The sequence below is a fragment of the Alteromonas sp. RW2A1 genome (assembly GCF_001886475.1).
Classification (GTDB): Bacteria; Pseudomonadota; Gammaproteobacteria; order Enterobacterales; family Alteromonadaceae; genus Alteromonas; species Alteromonas hispanica.
Window position 1 is genome coordinate 1,777,719 of record NZ_CP018031.1, and the last position, 18,550, is coordinate 1,796,268.

15 protein-coding genes are annotated in these 18,550 nt (G+C 43.6%); 12 read left to right on the forward strand and 3 right to left on the reverse strand.

Translation table 11 applies throughout. The features are described from left to right. The first annotated feature begins 140 nt into the window (after positions 1-140). A complete protein-coding gene (locus BM528_RS08025; protein ID WP_071979442.1) occupies positions 141-980 on the forward strand; it encodes a substrate-binding periplasmic protein in 840 nt (279 codons plus the stop codon). A 49-nt stretch (positions 981-1,029) separates the two neighbouring features. Here BM528_RS08025 and BM528_RS08030 read toward each other — a convergent pair whose 3' ends face one another. After that, positions 1,030-1,275, reverse strand: coding sequence for a DUF4235 domain-containing protein (locus BM528_RS08030; protein WP_071979443.1), 246 nt, complete (start codon positions 1,273-1,275; stop codon positions 1,030-1,032). 235 nt (positions 1,276-1,510) lie between these two features. On the opposite strand from BM528_RS08030, the gene BM528_RS08035 reads away from it, so the two are divergent. After that, entirely contained in the window at positions 1,511-2,335 is an 825-nt protein-coding gene (locus BM528_RS08035; RefSeq protein WP_198033601.1) for an AI-2E family transporter, read from the forward strand. A 448-nt stretch (positions 2,336-2,783) separates the two neighbouring features. Continuing rightward, complete coding sequence (locus BM528_RS08045; protein WP_071979446.1) at positions 2,784-3,752, forward strand: calcium/sodium antiporter; 969 nt, start codon at positions 2,784-2,786, stop codon at positions 3,750-3,752. 57 nt (positions 3,753-3,809) lie between these two features. On the opposite strand, the gene BM528_RS08050 is transcribed toward BM528_RS08045, so the two are convergent. Next, positions 3,810-4,244: a hypothetical protein gene (locus BM528_RS08050; RefSeq protein ID WP_232230600.1), complete on the reverse strand. Its 435-nt coding sequence runs from the start codon at positions 4,242-4,244 to the stop codon at positions 3,810-3,812. Between the two features lie 279 nt (positions 4,245-4,523). On the opposite strand from BM528_RS08050, the gene asnS reads away from it, so the two are divergent. Together asnS and BM528_RS08060 are read left to right on the forward strand one after the other, a co-directional pair. Then, a complete protein-coding gene (asnS, locus tag BM528_RS08055; RefSeq protein WP_071979447.1) occupies positions 4,524-5,921 on the forward strand; it encodes an asparagine--tRNA ligase in 1,398 nt (465 codons plus the stop codon). Positions 5,922-6,125: 204 nt separating this feature from the next. Next, positions 6,126-7,433 carry a short-chain fatty acid transporter gene (locus BM528_RS08060; RefSeq protein ID WP_071981220.1) on the forward strand — a complete coding sequence of 436 codons (1,308 nt, stop codon included), beginning with the start codon at positions 6,126-6,128 and terminating at the stop codon, positions 7,431-7,433. A gap of 149 nt (positions 7,434-7,582) precedes the next feature. On the opposite strand, the gene BM528_RS08065 is transcribed toward BM528_RS08060, so the two are convergent. Next, entirely contained in the window at positions 7,583-8,443 is an 861-nt protein-coding gene (locus tag BM528_RS08065; protein ID WP_232230601.1) for a hypothetical protein, read from the reverse strand. Between the two features lie 373 nt (positions 8,444-8,816). On the opposite strand from BM528_RS08065, the gene BM528_RS08070 reads away from it, so the two are divergent. The 7 genes from BM528_RS08070 (at position 8,817) to BM528_RS08100 (ending at position 18,496) form a co-directional block, all read left to right on the forward strand. Continuing rightward, the gene (locus BM528_RS08070) at positions 8,817-9,959 is read left to right on the forward strand and encodes a paraquat-inducible protein A (protein ID WP_071979448.1); all 1,143 of its coding nucleotides are present in this window, start codon (positions 8,817-8,819) and stop codon (positions 9,957-9,959) included. Then, positions 9,956-11,611 (forward strand): intermembrane transport protein PqiB, encoded by a 1,656-nt coding sequence (pqiB, locus tag BM528_RS08075; protein ID WP_071979449.1) that lies wholly within the window; start codon positions 9,956-9,958, stop codon positions 11,609-11,611. Before BM528_RS08070 ends, pqiB begins: the two co-directional genes overlap by 4 nt. A gap of 181 nt (positions 11,612-11,792) precedes the next feature. After that, positions 11,793-12,422, forward strand: a complete 630-nt coding sequence (locus BM528_RS08080; protein ID WP_071981221.1) for a PqiC family protein — start codon at positions 11,793-11,795, stop codon at positions 12,420-12,422. Between the two features lie 5 nt (positions 12,423-12,427). Then, complete coding sequence (locus BM528_RS08085) at positions 12,428-13,510, forward strand: GGDEF domain-containing protein (protein ID WP_071979450.1); 1,083 nt, start codon at positions 12,428-12,430, stop codon at positions 13,508-13,510. Between the two features lie 127 nt (positions 13,511-13,637). Further along, entirely contained in the window at positions 13,638-14,801 is a 1,164-nt protein-coding gene (locus tag BM528_RS08090) for an efflux RND transporter periplasmic adaptor subunit (protein ID WP_071979451.1), read from the forward strand. Between the two features lie 13 nt (positions 14,802-14,814). Further along, positions 14,815-17,985 carry an efflux RND transporter permease subunit gene (locus BM528_RS08095; RefSeq protein WP_071979452.1) on the forward strand — a complete coding sequence of 1,057 codons (3,171 nt, stop codon included), beginning with the start codon at positions 14,815-14,817 and terminating at the stop codon, positions 17,983-17,985. 19 nt (positions 17,986-18,004) lie between these two features. Further along, on the forward strand, positions 18,005-18,496 hold the full coding sequence (locus tag BM528_RS08100; RefSeq protein WP_071979453.1) for a GNAT family N-acetyltransferase: 492 nt from the start codon (positions 18,005-18,007) through the stop codon (positions 18,494-18,496). Positions 18,497-18,550: the final 54 nt, after the last annotated feature.

The following is an 18,550-nucleotide window of genomic DNA, read 5'->3' on the forward strand; positions in this document are numbered from 1 at the left end:
AAAACGACACTGCAATACCTCAATTTATATCAGTTGAAATGTAAGTGGCAGGGCTGCATTTTGGGCTGCAAAGTATTGCAAAATTGAGCGATATTCTACAAACTAGGATATGTCTTTTACTTTTTCGTTTCGGGTTAACGTTGAACGCTCTTCTTAACGGTAGAATTTCTTTTCGTACCTTTCACTGTTGCCTGTGCCTAATCGCTTTACTGGCCTCATTAAATGCATGGTCAGATACTAGAGACGATATACTAAGTGTCACTGTTTTCGAAGACCATGAGCGCTACGTAGAAGCCTCACAATCTTATGGCCTCTCTTGGCAACTATTTGAAATTGCTGCAGCTCACGCTCAATTTGAACTGCGTGTCGTGCCAACTTCTTGGCAAGCATCGATGAGCAGAATCAGGAACGAGAAAGTAGATATAGTTTTTGCGGCGCTAAAAACCAGTGAGCGCGAGAAATGGGCCACTTTTAGTCTACCGTTAATGACTGAAAGTTCTGCCATATTTGCCCATCCAGAGCATGCTATCGATAAATTCGAGGATATTGACTTAGAAAAAAGCACTATAGGTGTGTCTGCTGAGTCTTTGCAAGAGGAGCTCGCTGTCGAGCTTGGCTTTAAAAATATCTACGCAACCGAAAGACGACCTCAACTTTACGAAATGCTTAAAGGGAAGCGACTAGACTTTCTATTTTTTGGTGTGAGCATTATCAATTATTATTGTCTTAGTTATAACACTCAGAATACGCCGCAATGTATGAAACAGGTAAGTCCCGACTATCATCCAGATGGCGTTCACGCCATATCGCTCACAAGGAACAAAAAAGCATCAAAGAAGTTGGCTCAAATTAATCAAGCCATCCTTGAACTTCGTCACTCGCGAGAATATAAAGCTGTCTTTTCGCAATATCCAAATGGAAACTCATTGTACGAAAATTGGCTGAATAGATTAGACGCCTTAATCGCAAAGCGAAACTAACTCTCTTTAGCGTTTTGACATATTTGCCTTTGCTCTGGTGCTCTGGCTTTTACTTTGTCTGCCGCTTGTCCAACGCATACTGAACAGCCATTCTAGCCACCCCAGCTCCGACACCAGACACAACAGCCCAAGTAACCGCTTCCTTAATTTCTGTATCGTCTTTTGCTTTGTCTTTAGGCGCAGGTTCATTTGTGACCTTTTCCCAAGATTTTTGCAATGTTTTCCTCGCAAGCATACCAGCTGACGCCGCGGCAAGTCCTACGCCGATAGTTGTCATTAGCTCTTTGTTGCTCATGATATTTCCCTTTCGTGATGCGGGTTAAAAGTTTAAAAAAAGCAGCCGTAAACATACGACTGCTTCGGTTCATTTTTGTGGGAAACAGCTTCTGTCCACTTTCTTATCGAAAATACGACAGCTATCTACCCCGAATCATATTCATCACGAGAGAGACGACCAATAAGATGAGAAAGTGTTGATTGGCCCCCTCACCTTTTTAATGTTTGAGCTGTCAGAGCCAGTGGAAAGGTGGATGAAGGCACTTCCGCAGATTGCTGAACAAGTGCCTGAACAACTTGCTGAGGTAAGTGGTGTAGTTGATGGCTTGAACGGAAGTACACAAGAACAAAAAGACACCTCAAGTAGCACGGGATATCCATGGTTTGAACAAGAGCCAGCGGAAAAGGCTGAAAAACAAGATAACACTGTAGTAGAAGAGCGCTTTAAGGAGGGAAGTCGACAAATGATGTTTGAAATGCTCCTCGCCACACCGATATTTCTAGTTCAAGTAGTTGGCGGCATTGTTCTAACGCTCTTTCTGCTAATTTTCGGGCCCCCCTTGTCTAAAGTTATCATTAATGATTTCCCAATCATCAAAAATAGAACCCGGGCCAGGGTGTTAATAAAAAGTATTCAACAGGCTCTCTCCCACTACATTTTAACCATTAGCCTTATTAACTGTGCGTTGGGCGCTTTAACTGCTTTGGGACTTACTCTTTTTGGTGTTCCAGACGCTATCTTATGGGGTGCAATAGTTGGCCTACTCAATTTTGTGCCTTACATAGGCTCGATAATTAGCGTGGGAATATTATTGTTGGTGGGCACCTTACAGTTTGGTTTTACGAACACAGCCCTAGTGCCTGTAGGAATATTTGTAACGTTGAATATTTTGGATTCTCAAGTGATTACACCCACAATTCTGGGTGCAAGTACGCAAGTGAACTACCCAGCGACATCGCTTCTGATCACTGGGCTTCTACAGTCTAGCTTTGAGCTAAGCTGCTTCTCTTTTCTCAGATCCACAATCCAACTTCGTGAAGCTAGGAGGTTTAGCGCAGAGATTTGGACTGGCTGCTAACGCAGCCAGAGAAATACTATTACCTATTGACGGGAGCTGGGCTCATATGTGTTAGGTGTGTTGCTGGCAGTACCCATATTTGTTTGTATTAAGCTGACTCTTCAACAAATGGAAGTTTTTCCCCACTGGTTAAAGTTAATTGAGGCTCATGACTAAGCTGGCAAATTGATTTTGCCCGCAAATAGCGATGGGGCTAAGTGCTGCTAGGCCTAGCCCTCACTTGAGCTGTTGCGAGTGTTTTACTGAGAATTTGCTGTATTGTGCTATTGACTTGCCGCTGACGTTGTTTGGTCTGCGCACAGAAATAATTAAATTGCCTTTTTCGCTGCGATATTTGTTAACTTTGTTACAAAAAAGAGCAGTATTTGCGATACTTGTTGTATAAATGATGTTTTTTGACATAACGTGAACAGAACGCATCTCAACGATGTCGTTTTAAGGAGTAAGTATGTTACTGGCCAGCTTGGCTATTGCTATTGGTTTACCCGTATTATTGTGGAGTGCCGGAAAATTTGTTGGTGGCGCCGCATCAGTAGCGAATCATTTTGGCGTATCGCCCTTGCTTATAGGGATGCTTATTATTGGCTTTGGTACTTCAGCCCCAGAGATAATTGTTTCAATCTTTGCTGCAATTCAAGGTAACTCTGGTATTGCCCTAGGCAACGCCTATGGCTCTAATATCGCAAACGTCATGCTAATATTAGGTCTAACTGCAGTGATAAGCCCTATTGCGGTGAAGTCTGAAATCATCAAAAAAGAACTGCCTGTACTACTTGGCATTACCTTTTTCGCCGCGTGGCAGGTTCTCGATCAGCAAGTGTCAAAAGATGACGCATTTTCACTACTGGGTTTATTCGTTCTTCTTATTTCCTGGAGTATTTACCACGGAATGAAAGGCGACAAAGATGCCCTAGCCGATGAATACAGTGATGAAATTAATTCAACAGAAGGCACGGTAAAAACTCACGTTATCTGGCTTATAGCTGGGCTATTGCTGCTAGTTGCTAGCTCTCGCATGCTTGTTTGGGGTGCGGTAGAAGTCGCTACATTCTTCGGTGTAAGCGACACCATTATTGGTCTTACGGTTATTGCTATTGGAACTTCATTACCTGAATTAGCGTCTTCCCTTATTGCAGTTAAAAAAGGCGAGCACGATTTAGCCATAGGAAACGTGATTGGTTCCAACATGTTCAACACGCTTGCAGTAGTTGGTATTGCAGGGACTATTCAGCCTATGACAGTTAGTGCCGATTTTATCTATCGCGACGTGGTTGTTATGTTAGCCTCTACGGTAGCGTTGTTTATTTTCTGCATAGGAATAAAAGGCCAAGGACGTTTGAATAGGCTTGAGGGCGGTGCTTTTCTGTTGGCATATATCGCCTATACCTATTGGCTGATAAAAGTAGCCTTTATCTAGCGAATGGCCTTTATCTAGCGAGCGGCCTCTATTTTTAATAGATTCAAAAGGCAATGATTAGCCCACCGTAGTGGCTAACGTGAATAAACTCACAGCCACTATAATGGTAAGCACAATAAGATTAACTCCGAAGCTGTCGTTTTGTCGGCGGCTTCTTTTGGCTTTCATTATCAAGCTCACTAAACTCAGGCCAAGGCATACTCTTAAAAGGATTATCATGGCATCAATATAGTCCTGAGACCAGGTTGTTACCCCCTCTACTCCCCAATACTTTTGCACGCCACTAATGAAGTCTGGTCGCGCGTAATGAAACAAGATAAGTACTGCGACTAAACCAAGCCACGCCAAGATATTCAAGGTAACCATCACTTTATAAAAAGTGGTATCCGCTGGTGAAATTTTCCTGCGATCATCTTGATACATTGCCTGCTTTTCGCCTGTTTTCCGTTTTTCATACTTATTCAAGGGTAGAGAAACACTTTTATTTCCCATTTGTCACTCTGTTCTCTGGCATCCAGCTTATGGTTGAGTATACTAGCGTGCTATTGGATAGTGGCTATCATCTCACCGTTTACCACCCTAGCCGACGTTATGCGCTATTTGAAAGGCTACTGTGTGTTTGAAACGCCACATTTTTACTTATGTTGTTGTATCGGCAAAAAATCCAAAACATTGACCAAAAGACATTTTTTCGTGCATTTTGCACACTGCGTTGAGTGTAATTAACCATAGTACACAACAGCAGAAAAACAGTAAGACGGAGAAACTAACATGACGCACGCGCCCGTAGTTGACGTACTTAAAGGTAAGTACGCCGTTGGCGAATCGGTAACCGTTAAAGGTTGGGTAAGAACACGCCGAGATTCTAAAGCTGGATTATCATTTATAGCGTTGCACGATGGCAGCTGCTTCGATCCAGTTCAGGTTATTGCGCTAAATTCTCTGTCAAATTACGCTGATATTCAGCGTTTAACGGCAGGTTGCTCACTCGCAGTAACTGGCACGGTGAAGGAATCTCAAGGCCAAGGCCAAGCGCTAGAGATTGAAGCGACAGACGTTGAAGTTGTTGGATTAGTAGAGAACCCAGACACCTATCCAATGGCAGCAAAACGCCACAGTATTGAATATCTTCGTGAGTATGCGCATCTTCGCCCGCGTACTAACGTGATTGGTGCGGTAACACGTGTTCGTAACTGTCTATCTCAAGCTATCCATCGCTTCTTCCACGAGAAAGGTTACTACTGGATATCAACACCAATATTAACAGCCAGCGATACAGAAGGCGCAGGTGAAATGTTCCGCGTATCGACTCTTGATATGATGAACTTACCTCGTGATGACAAAGGCAATGTCGATTATTCCGAAGACTTTTTCGGTAAAGAGACCTATCTCACGGTATCGGGTCAGTTAAACGTTGAAACTTACTGTACCGCAATGTCAAAAGTATATACCTTTGGCCCTACATTCCGCGCAGAGAACTCAAACACATCTCGCCACCTGGCTGAATTTTGGATGATTGAGCCAGAAGTAGCATTTGCCGAGCTTAGCGATGTAGCGCAGCTTGCCGAAGATATGTTGAAGTACGTTTGTAAGGCAGTTCTTGAAGAATTACCCGATGATATGGCGTTCTTTGCTCAGCGCATCAAGAAAGATGCTATTGAGCGTTTAGAAAAGCTGGTAAGTTCAGACTTTGTTCGTATGGATTACACCGATGCAATCGAAATACTCAAAAATTGCGGAAAAGATTTTGAGTTCCCAGTTGAATGGGGTATCGACCTTTCGTCTGAGCACGAGCGTTACCTGGCCGAAGAGCATGTTGGCGCACCGATCATCATGCAAAACTACCCGAAAGACATCAAGGCATTTTACATGCGTATAAATGATGACGGTAAAACCGTGGCCGCAATGGACGTCCTTGCGCCGGGTATTGGCGAAATCATTGGTGGTTCGCAGCGTGAAGAGCGTTTAGACGTATTTGATGCACGCCTTGAGGAAATGGAAATTTCAAAAGAAGACTACGCGTGGTATCGCGATCTTCGCCGTTACGGTACAGTTCCCCACTCTGGTTTCGGTTTAGGCTTCGAGCGTTTGGTAGCTTATGTGACAGGTATGCAAAACGTTCGCGACGTGATCCCATTCCCGCGCACGCCAGGAAACGCAAGCTTCTAAATCGATATACGGTTAAAAGCGTATTTCACCATGTATTAATAAATACATTTACAGATACATAGAACAAATGCGTAGAACAAATAGGCCCGCTGTAAAAGCGGGCTTTTTTATGTTCACTATTTATTCATTCCTTCGAGTGTGTAGGGAAATGGGTAAAGATACGATATGCTCGTATTACCTATTAACGAAAATATACTCATAACAATGTTAAATAGAGCTGCAAAACCACTGGTTAAACTAGTAGAACGTTATTTACCCGATCCGTTCGTATTCGTACTTATTCTCACTGCTATTGTCTTTGCTGCCGCGGTGTTTATTGAGCAGCAGTCTCCTATCACCGTGATAGAACAATGGGGCAACGGGCTTTGGGGTCTACTTACATTTTCCATGCAGATGCTATTAGTCCTGATTACCGGATATATGCTGGCATCGACGCCCGTTATTCGAAGGTTGTTAGAAAAGCTTGCTCACTTGGGCAATACACCGGGTAAGGCAATTATTTTGGTCACCTTGGTTTCATTAACGGCGAGTTGGATTAACTGGGGTTTTGGTTTAGTGATTGGCGCGCTATTCGCTAAAGCCATCGCTCGCAAAACTCAAGTAGATTACCGCCTGCTGGTTGCAAGCGCCTACTCCGGCTTTATTGTATGGCACGGTGGCCTGGCCGGTTCAATTCCTCTAACCATTGCTACAAATGGACACTTCAGTGAGGCGCAAATAGGCGTTATAGATACAAGTAACACTATTTTTAGTGTGTTTAATCTTGCTCTCGTTGGTATCTTATTTATCGTTGTTCCCTTAATAAACCGACTAATGCTGCCCACCCGCACAGACAGCGTTTTTGTGAGCCCCGAAAAACTCATCGATGCCCAGCCGGATGAGCAAGACACAGAAAGACCCGCAGATAAACTCGAGAACAGTAAAATATTAGGCACTTTGATTGGCGTCATGGGGTTAGTGTATCTCATTAATTATTTTGCCCATGGCGGTGGGCTAAACCTTAATATCGTAAACGCCATTTTTTTGTTTTTAGCAATTGTACTGCACGGCTCCCCCCGCCGGTTGCTGCTCAGCTTACAGCAAGCCGTAAAGGGCGGAAGTGGTATCATTATTCAATTCCCATTTTACGCAGGGATCATGGCAGTTATGGTTCAATCCGGTCTTGCCGAAAGCATGTCTCAGTGGTTAATCAGTTTCGCTTCTGTGGAATCGTTGCCCGTGCTGAGCTTTATTAGCGCAGGTATTGTTAATATGTTTGTGCCCTCAGGAGGTGGACAATGGGCTGTACAGGCCCCAGTTGTGCTGCCTGCCGCAGCCGAATTGGGTGCAGATATATCGAGAGTAGCCATGGCGGTGGCTTGGGGAGATGCGTGGACAAACCTAATACAGCCTTTCTGGGCCCTTCCTGTTTTGGCCATCGCTGGCTTAAAAGCCAAAGATATTATGGGTTTTTGCCTAGTTCAGCTTATTATCACGGGCGTGCTCATCGCCCTGATGCTGCGCTTTTTTTAATTGATGAGTGCAGTAACTTTGCCCGTCTATTAATACTTTTTTTTAATACGTTTTTTTAAAAAAGGCTTTTGCCTATAAAACTTAATTTATGTGGGCAATCTTTCACGATTGCTCATATTATCGGTAGCCCACATTTATGATTGCCCAAATTAATGGTTGCCTAAAGCAGCCGACTGACACGCTATCACCTCGTAAGTGTAGGTATTTTCCTTGCCGGCGTTTTGGCTGATCTGCAAAATTTCATAGTCATTAAGCTCGACCACTTTCGTCCCTTCCTTATGCTCACACCTTGAGTGAGTATCTGCCTCAAACTCAAAAATAAAGCCGGCAAGTAGAAGCTCTTGAGCCTCTCTGAGCCGTTTACTTTGATTGTTTGCATCAGATACAAGGGTTTTAAACTCAGCCTCGAAAGGGTCGTTTTTATCGTTTAACTCTTTAATAAGAATGGATACATCGCTTGCCTCTTCATTCTCACTAGTCTCGACACTGTTGATATCATTGCTTTCATGGCTGATGGCAGATTTATCAGCATCTTCACTGGCAATCTGATCAGAACCACCCACCGACTGCACAACGTCAGTTTCTTGTGGCTCTTCAAAGTTTACTCCAGATACTAAGCCCAGTTGCGCTGCCACCGTTATTACTTTGAACAGCAGTGCAAATGTCCAAATATAGCGTATGAGGGCTGTGGTAAATACAAACCGATAGTCTGGTGCATGCCACAGGCTGTGCACACCTATAGGCTTTAAAATAAGTAACACCAACAAATATATGGGAACAAGCACTGTGCTCAATAGCAATGCCAGCAAGGTGGTGATAAAAAACCAACTGGGCAAGGTAAGAATCAGTGCGAAGTTATGGCTATAGGGCAGAGCACTAGATGATACGCCTGTGACATCGTTAACCATACCGCCTGCTGACGCGAGAGCGAAGTTGGCTATCACCGCATACATAAATAAAATAAGCGCTTTGCCTGGTAAGCTATCCCACACCTCATAAAACGAGGCCATATCTCTTTTACTAAAGCTGAAAGTACAAGGCCAAACATAAGAAGTTCAAATATCGTGCTTTCTATGTCGTGATACAACCAGGCAACCATCATTAGAGAAGCGATAAGATAGCAACGTTGAGCAAAAGTTAATGTGCGCCATAAGCGAACAAACTGAACGCTTTGTTGAGTAAAAATTCGATAGCTACGCTTGCGACCGGTAGTGAGGAATTGTTGAAACGCTCGTAGTTTTTGCATCAGGTATATCGCTATTTATTAAGTATAAAACGCAGATTTGGCTAAAGACATGGAAAGAAAACGCTATTTGGTAGACACTAAAAATCAATGCTTTATATTATTGATATTACACACAACGGGTGTCGTTAGCGACTAGTATGGAAAAAGCCGAGCAATTAACAATAGTGTGCGACCAATGCCACACTAGCGTGAGTATACCCACACTTGCTCACCGTCAAAGGGCGGCCTGTCCTAAATGCGGACATACCCTGATTACCTTCAAGAATAATGCCACTGAAAAGCTAATCGCTTATACGTTCAGTGCCTTAGTGTTTTTATTATTATCCCTTCCTTTTAACTTTTTAACGTTTAGGGCTAGTGGGCAAAAGCACAGCATTGACCTACCATCCGGGATAACCGTACTGATTGAAAACGACTATCTATCACTTGCTATTATTACGGGCCTTGCCACTGTTATGCTGCCGGGCTTGGTACTTGTTGGCCTGGTATGGCTGTCAATTGCACAATTACAGCAACGACGTTCCTTCTACCTTCACCGTCTTTTTTCAGTCGTTAAGGGGTTACTCCCCTGGAGTATGGCTGAAATCTTTCTAATTGGTACATTAGTGAGCCTTATTAAAATTAACGAGCTCGCTGATGTAACAATAGGTTTATCTTTCTATGCGTTTATTGGGTTTAGTGCCTTCACCACGTTAGCTATTATGCAGTTTGATCCCACTCGTTATGCTATGTGGTTAAAGCAAGGTACGCCACCCTCGCCCAAACCACTGAGAGCATCTCAAGCTAGCGCCAGTATCCAAAGAACCTGGGCTTTACTTTTAACATCATGTGTTTTGTATATTCCTGCTAATTTTTTACCAATTATGTATACTGAACTCTTTGGCCAAGAAACGCCAAACACCATTATTGGTGGTGTGCTGTCACTGTGGGAGTCTGGGTCTTATCCGGTGGCGCTTATTATTCTTTTTGCCAGCGTTGTTGTCCCCGTGGCGAAGATATTAATATTGGGATGGCTAAATTATTCCGTTCAACGACAGCGAACAGGCTCACAAAAACTGCGCACTCGCTACTACCGACTGACAGAAGCTATTGGCCGCTGGTCTATGATTGACGTTTTTGTGGTTGCAGTGCTGGTATCGCTGATACAGATGGGAAATACATTATCAATTTATCCCGGCCAAGCGGCTCTCGCCTTTTGTGCCGTTGTTTTTATTACAATGATAGCTGCAATGACATTTGACTCACGGCTTATATGGCAGCAGTGGAAGCAATTACCATGACCACAAACGATGCGAACATTAACGAGGCAGAGGTAAAACCAACATCATCCGTCTCCCGAATTTGGTTAATTCCCATTATTGTGGTGTTAATTGGCGGCTGGATGGTTTATTACCAGTGGAAAAACCAAGGCCCACTCATCACCATAGAGCTGCACTCGGCAACAGGTATAGAGATAAATAAAACCCCTATTAAAGTACGAGATTTAGAAATAGGTCAGGTAAAGAAAATCTCCCTAAAACCCGATCTTGACGGAGTGCTAGTGACGGCTCGCATCGACGCCAGTGCATCGCACCTACTCAATGAAAATGCTGAATTTTGGGTGGTTGCTCCGCGAATCAGTTTTTCAGAAGTCTCTGGCCTCAGCACTCTCATTTCGGGCAGCTATATTGCCATGTCTGCAGAGGACAATGGAAAAGAACAGTTTCATTTTAACGCGCTTTCCCGCCCTCCTGTTACCCCGCCGGGAACACCAGGGCTTCACGTGATGTTAAGAAGCGATGATGAGTTTGCCTACAAACCTGGCGACCCGATTATTTACAAAGGCTTCAAAGTCGGTGAGTTTGAAGATGCTACGTTCAATATTGAAGAGCGCGTGGTCTATTATGATGCTTTTATTGAAGCTCCCTATCACAAACTTATCACTGTAAATACACGCTTTTGGGATGTCAGTGGTATTAAACTACAGCTTGAATCTAGTGGCGTAAGTGTTGAAACAGGCAGTCTCGAAACACTTTTAGCTAACGGTATAACTTTTGGTATTCCCGAGGGTGTACCTAAAGGCGAACGGGTGGTAGAAAATGCGTTTTTTACCATTTTTGAAGACGGCAGCGCAGCCTCAGACGCCCGCTACAAAGTGGCAGCCGAATACTTATTACTCATTGATGAAAGTGTGAGAGGACTCACCGTTGGTGCGCCGGTTGAATACCGCGGTATAGAAATAGGTAACGTGACAGGTATTAATTCCCTCCCTGCAGTGGAAGGGAACATTTTAGAACAAGACTACCCTATCACTGTCCTTATCAATATTTATCCTGGCAAAGCTCGACAGCCAGATACTGAAGAAGGTTTACGGGCGATAAAACAAACGCTGCGCAATTGGTTGGAGCGCGATTTACGCGCAACCTTAAGAATGGGCAACGTGCTTACCGGCGGGCTGTATGTCGATCTTCAACACGTTCCCGATGCCTCCGAGAGCAGTATAATTAGGGTGATCAATGGGTACGAGGTTATTCCTACCGTGAGCAATGAGTTCACACAGCTGACTCAAAAGGCCGATGCCATACTGGATAAAATTAATCAATTACCGCTTAAGGAAATGGTAGAAAACGTTCAATTAGCGGTAGAAGACATGAAGCTAGCCGCTGAATCAGTAGAGACCGCAAGCAGTGACTTTGACCTTCTTATTGAGGACATTGATGCGAAAGCGCTAAATAGTAATTTGAATCAAGTCCTGATAAGTTTAGATAGCTTATTGAAAAATTACAGTGAAGGTGGCTTCGACAAGTCAGAAATAAAAGAAACGGTGGATGCGCTTCAAGACACTATGCGCACAATTCAACCATTATTGCTTAAGCTAAATCAGTCGCCCAATAGCCTTATTTTTTCTCGTGAGGTCAATGAAGATATTCAGCCTAAAGCAGTAGAGAAATAAGCGTAGAATTCATTTATTCTGAACGTATAAGGCCAGAGAAAGGCAATGGAAACATGCGTGATATCTCAGAAGTAAAATGAGAGAGCATGCCTATCAGAAATTGAGAAAAGTTGACGTTCATTTAATAAACGTAGTTAATACTCTTGTCATTAAAAGACAAAAGAGTTTAGGGAAAATAAAAATGGCAATGAACACTGGTTTTTTTTCGAAAAAAGGAAACATCAGGTTTGCACTGGCAACAATTTTAGTTTTATTTATCAGCGGGTGTGCAGGTTCTAATCCGTCTTTGTCTTACTATTTATTGCACTCGGCAGTTCCCTCTAAAGCCCAAAACACAACTGCGTACTCAGATACTAATAACACCAATCTTGTTTTCAACAAGGTTACGCTTCCCGACTATTTAAAACATCGCGGGCTAGTCTATCAAGTTAGCGATACTAACTTGCACATCTCTGCCACCCATTTATGGGCCGAGCCTGTTGAAGAAGGTTTGAGAAAATCGCTTAGCGACCATCTCGCCCTAAAAAACATAAGCCTGACATCGGCAAAAAATCCGCTAGAAGGGAATTTGTCTACGCTAAACCTTTACGTTTCAGATTTTATAAGCACATACAAAGGCAATGTTGTGCTGAAAGGTGACTTTGTCATTACTGACATGCATTCAAATGTCCATAGGGAGTCGTTTCTTATAGAGACCGAATTAGAGAACGACGGTTTTTCCGCCAGCATAACAGCCATGCGGCACGCTTTAGTGGAGTTAGCCAGTAAAGTTGCTGATAGTACACACAACACCAGAGCACCTTCAGCCTAATCTTTATGATGAGTTTTCTAAAACAGTATGTGATGAGTGGTGTGAGTCGACACTACAAAGACGAAACCAATCGTCGTATTATGGTGGTGAACTTATTTTCTGCTGTTGGCGTCTCGATCACTTTCTTTTTAGGCATACGCGCACTCATCGGGCAAGAATTTCCACTAGCTATTATTCTACTTACCGCAAGCATTACTTTTGCGCTATCTCAACGAATACAAATTCATTTTGGTACGCCTCGCTCACGAACAGTTTCCATGACGTTGCTAATAACGTGCTTAATGGTGTTAGTGTTTCTTTTGCTTATTACTGGAGGAAAAGATAATACGGGCCCGCTGTGGATTTATTTAGTGCCTCCGGTCACCATGTTTTTTGCTGGTTTCGTTCGGGGACTACTCGCTTTATTGGTATTTACCATTGCCTGCACCCTGCTTTTTTTTGTTTTCGACGAATCGCTGCTTTTAACGTCTTACACATACGCATTTAAATCTCGGCTGCTATATTCATTTCTTACCGTTACCTTCCTCTCTGCGTTTTATGAGTACAGCAGACAAAAAAGTTATGAGACAGCGCTAGACCTCTCTGAACAATTTGAGCAGCAAGCCAATCACGATCATTTGACCAAGTTAATGAATCGCCGCGGTTGTCAGGTCACGCTAGAAAAAGAGTATGCACGGATTCAGCGCAGCAAAAAGGTATTCTCAATTGCCATTGCTGATATAGATAGATTTAAAAGCATCAATGATACTTACGGCCACGAAGCGGGTGATGACGTACTGGTAAAAATATCAGAAATTTTCAGCTCACGGTTGCGAAAGCAAGACATTCTTGCACGCTGGGGCGGTGAAGAGTTTATGTTTATATTCCCAGAAACCACCTCCTCAGAGGCTGTAAACGTGCTGGAGGAGCTGCGTGAGGCACTAAGCTACTCAGCAGTCGCAATCGGCGACAGCGACATTCACATAACCAGCAGTTTTGGCGTGTGTGAAGTTTCCTGTGCACTCCCCCTTGCAGACGCTATACGTCATGCAGATATGGAATTGTACCGCGCCAAGGAAAGCGGTCGCAATAAAGTCTGTATCGGCTAAGATTGTGAATAGCCAGTTTCGCTCTCTCGACGTTATTCGACTCACTTTTCGTTACAATTTCTTTGACAAAAAACGTCAGATAAACGTTAAACTATAACCAGAATTAGCAGTAAGTTTAGGTAGTAAAATGAAGTGGTCGAAAGTTGTATTACCCGCGGTAGTTCTTGTCCTAGGATACGCCGGTATGAAAGGTATTGAAGCGTCAGCTTCTGACAAAACGCCTACGGAAAAAATAGATACCCGCCCCACCGTAACAATTGATTCTTTGACCCCCGAAGACGTTCGCGTGCAGCTTAGCTCTTATGGCGAAGTTATGCCCCTAGAAACCACAAACCTTGCTGCGCAAGTGTCGGGTGAAGTTCAAATGTGGAATCCAAAGTTAGTCAGTGGCGGTCTGGTGCGCAAAGGGGAAGTGCTATTTACCGTTGAAGCCGACACCTATGAAGCGGCGTTTCTCTCTGCTCAGGCAAATGTCGCGAGTGCTAAAGCACAACTTATTCAAGAAAAAGCCCAGGCGGACGTAGCCGCGAGAGAGGCGAAAACTATGCCTAACTCTCAGGTTTCAGAGCTTTATTTGCGTAAGCCACAAGTGATGAGTGCAGAGGCAAACTTAAAATCTGCAGAAGCACAATTGAAGATAGCCAAACGCGATCTTGAAAACTGTAAGGTGAAAGCGCCCTACGACGCGCTGGTTGTATCTCGCAGCATAAGCACCGGTGACTATGTGACACAAGGCTCACCGGTTGCAGTACTTAACAATATCGAATCTGCTGAAATCACCTTTCCTGTTGCTGGCTTTGATAGTCGATTTCTGGAGGCGAAAACGGTAGGCAGTGAAGTGACGGTTTCTGACAACACGATTTCAAATCAAAACGGGCAAGGCATATCTGTAAAAGGTGTGATTCATCGCGATACAGGCATTGTAGATAATAATACGCGCATGTCTTACTTTGTTGCGCGAGTTAACGACCCCTATAGTATCAATTCAAACAAACCTGTCCTTAAGTTTGGTTCTTACGTATCAGTAAGTTTTGAAGGTAAGGTATTGGAAGACGTGTTCCGCATACCACAGGAGTTGGTTACTGAACAGAAAGTGTGGACGTTAGATGCAGACAACACCCTACACTCTCACAAAGTTAAAGTGGTGCGTGAAGACAGTGGCGACTTTCTTATTCAAGGCGACTTTAACCCTCAGAAAGTTGTGATGAGTTTACCTGAATACCCGCAAAACGGTATGGCAGTAAGAGTGATTGAAAATACTGCTAATGCAGTGACAGCGAAAGCAAACTAATTTAGGGGTTTTCATGGATACGCATAACGATACAAAACACGGCATTATTGCCTGGTTTGCGCGTAACTCAGTGGCGGCTAACTTACTGATGGTGTTTATCATCGTTATGGGTATTGCCAGTTTTGCCACTATACAACGTCAAATGTTTCCCAATATTGAAATTAACTATATCACGGTTACTGCCAATTACCCCGGTGCTTCTCCTCAAGAAATAGAAGAAAGTATTTTCATAAAAATTGAGGAGGCGATAAAAGACATAACTGAAATAAAGCGCACTGTGTCCCGAGCATTTAGAGGAAATGGTACTGTAAGTTTAGAAATAGACACAAATGCAGAACTCACTGATGTGCTTGATAAGGTAAAACTTCGAATAGACGGCATAGCAACATTTCCCGCCGGTATGGAACCAGTCAATGTCTCGCAAGTAGAATTTCAACAAGACGTGATAGAGATGCCGCTGGTGGGTAACTTACCACTTTCTGAGCTAAAGCAAATAGCGAAGGAAGTAGAAGACGAACTCTTGCAGCTAGGCACAGTATCACTGGTTCAGATGTCTGCTCCCAATGATGAGATTGCGATAGAAATAAAGCCCGATACGCTACGAAAGTACGGTCTATCTATTGCTGATGTCACCCGTTCAATCAATAATTATTCTGCAAACATTTCAGCAGGTCAAATACGCACCAACGCCGGGCTTGTTTCTGTGCGAGTGGAAAACCAATTTTACAGCGGCGAAGAATTTGCCAATATCCCTGTTAAAATTGGTCAGGGCGGCGCCAAAGTAACTTTAGGAGATGTCGCCTTCATAAACGATGGTTTTGTAGAGGGTGAAAGATACTTTAAGTATAACGGTATGAATGCTATTGCAATGGCCGTTAAAGCCACCAAAACACAAGACACCATTCCCGTTGCCGAGACAGTTAAAGCCTATATAGAGCAAAAAAATAAATCTTTTACACAAGATGTGCAATTAGAAGTGTTGGTAGACTTAACTTACTATCTTAACGCTCGCCTTGATATGATGTTGTCTAATCTTCTGCAAGGTTCAGTGTTAGTAGCCTTTATGCTAACTCTCTTTTTGCGATTTAGGTTAGCCATATGGGTGATGCTCGGCTTGCCAGTGTGTTTTCTTGGTGCGGTAATGCTCATGCCGGTATTTGGCATAAGTATCAATATTCTCTCGTTGTTCGCATTTATTATGGTGCTTGGGATAGTGGTGGACGACGCCATAGTTATCGGTGAAAGTGCTTACACAGAAATAGAAAGCAAAGGCGGCGGAGTAGATAACGTGATCCGTGGTGCCAAGCGCGTTGCCACTCCGGCAACGTTTGGTGTACTAACAACCATTGCGGTTTTTGCACCCTTCACATTAAGTAGCGGCCCGGAAGGCGCTTTTTTCTACAACATCGCTGTTGTTGTTATTTTATGCTTAGTGTTTAGCTTAGTTGAATCTAAGCTCATCTTACCTGCTCATTTAGCACACACCTCGTTTTCTCCAGTAAAACCCGATAGCTGGCGTTCTAAGTTCAATAAACGCTTCCAAAGCTTTATAAATGGACCTTACAAAAGAACGGTCGAGGCAGCCATTAAAATTCGTTGGGTAGTGTTTATGCTTTTCATTGCCATGCTTATGTTGAGCTGGGGCCTGATAAGTGCGAATTATGTTCGCATGGTGCCAAACCCCAAAGTACCTCACGATTTTCCAAGCGTAAGAATAGAAATGAATGAGAATGTTTCAGACCAAGCGACCATTGATGCGCTCAAAATCGTAGAAAACACCATACTTGATGTTGAGCAGCAAATAATTGATGAATTTGGCTCAGGCATGGTTAGAGACAGGCTGGCATTTAACAATACACGCACTGAAGCACAAATTCTTGCTCCCCTAGTGGAAGAAGAAAAGCGCCCCATCGATACATTTGAATTGGCGCGGCGCTGGCGTGAAGCCATACCAGAAATTACTGGAATGAAATCTTTTACCGTTGTTGATGATGTAAACGGAGGCGGTGACGATGGTGAATTTGGGTACCTTCTTTTTGGTTCAGATATAGATACCTTAAACGCCGCAGGATTAAAATTTATTGAAATGCTACAACAACAGGATGGGCTGTTTGACGTTAGCTCCACTATCGACCCTCCAAGTAAAGAAGTGCAGATGACATTACTGCCGGTAGCTTACGATTTGGGATTAACACTCTCAGACATAGCCTCTCAGGTTGGCGCTGGATTTTATGGTGGTGAAGCCCAGCGTGTTATTCGAAATGGCGAAGAAGTGCGCGTTATGGTGCGCTACCCGGAGCTTACCCGCGAGCGTTTTGCCGACTTGAAATACACGCTCATTAAAACCCCGACCGGTGAAGAAGTGATGCTCGGCGATGTCGTGTACTTAGAAGAAAAGCCAGGCATTAGCTACATACGCCGTGAAGGAGGATACAGAAGCGTTTACGTTTGGGGCAATATAGACGAAGAAACGGTTGAGCCTAACGAAGTGGTAGAAGACATCAAAGACACTCTTCTCCCTCAACTTCAGGAAGAATTTCCGACTGTGATGACAGAACTTGGTGGTGATATTGAAGAACAGCAGGCACAACAAAGTGAGCAGCTGCTGTTTTTCTTGGCGGCCATGGTGATGGTGTACATTTTACTTGCAGTACCGCTGAAAAGTTATGGTCAGCCTCTCATTATCATGTCGGTCATTCCGTTTAGCTTAACCGGCGCTATTTGGGGACATTTTTTGCTCGGTTTAGATCTCTCTATGATGTCTACATTTGGCCTTATTGCGGCAGCCGGTGTAGTGATAAATGATTCTTTGGTAATGACCGATTTTGTTAATCAACGCCGAAGTCAGGGCTTCAGTGTAAAAGAAGCGGTTGTTGAGGCAGGCACGGCTAGATTTAGAGCAATAACGCTCACCTCAATTACTACTTTCGTGGGCGTGCTACCTATAATGTTTGAAACCAGTCTGCAGGCAGCATTTGTAGTGCCAATGGCTGCTGCACTGGGTTTTGCTGTGCTTTATGCTACTCTGGTGACACTTATTTTAGTGCCCTGCTTGTATTTGATTTTGCTTGATTTGAGAAAGCCATTTACATGGATTAAGAGTAAGTTGGTAAAAAGCACAACAGGCGGTGAGAGCGCGTCAATCAATGACCATAAGCCGGCACTTGATAGCAGTGGTCGATAAAAGCAAATAAGGAATACCGATGAGTAATGCCCTATCAATTCGTCAATCCACCCCAGATGATATTCAGCAAATTCGTCAGTTTATTCTGGAACTTGCAATTTATGAAAAAGCAGAACATGAAGTAGAAGCATCGGAAGCTGACCTACATAACACTTTATTCGGTGAGGGTGCCACGGCTCATTGCATCATATGCGAAAATGAGGGCGTGCCCATAGGCTTTGCGGTTTACTTTTTTAACTATTCAACATGGCAAGGGCGTAATGGACTCTATTTAGAAGACCTTTATGTTTCTCCACAATCTCGCGGTTTAGGCGCAGGAAAGGCGCTATTGCAGCATCTTGCCGGTATCGCCGTTGATAACAATTGCGGAAGATTTGAATGGAGTGTGCTTGACTGGAACAAGCCGGCTATCGACTTCTATGAGTCGCTAGGCGCAAAGGCGAAAAGCGAATGGCTTGGATACCGAATGGATGGAGAAACTCTGATAAAATTTGCAAAAAACGGACAATAACACTGTAGTACCATCCTGATTGAGATCAGATTCGGGAAGGCTTTTTGAAGCGAA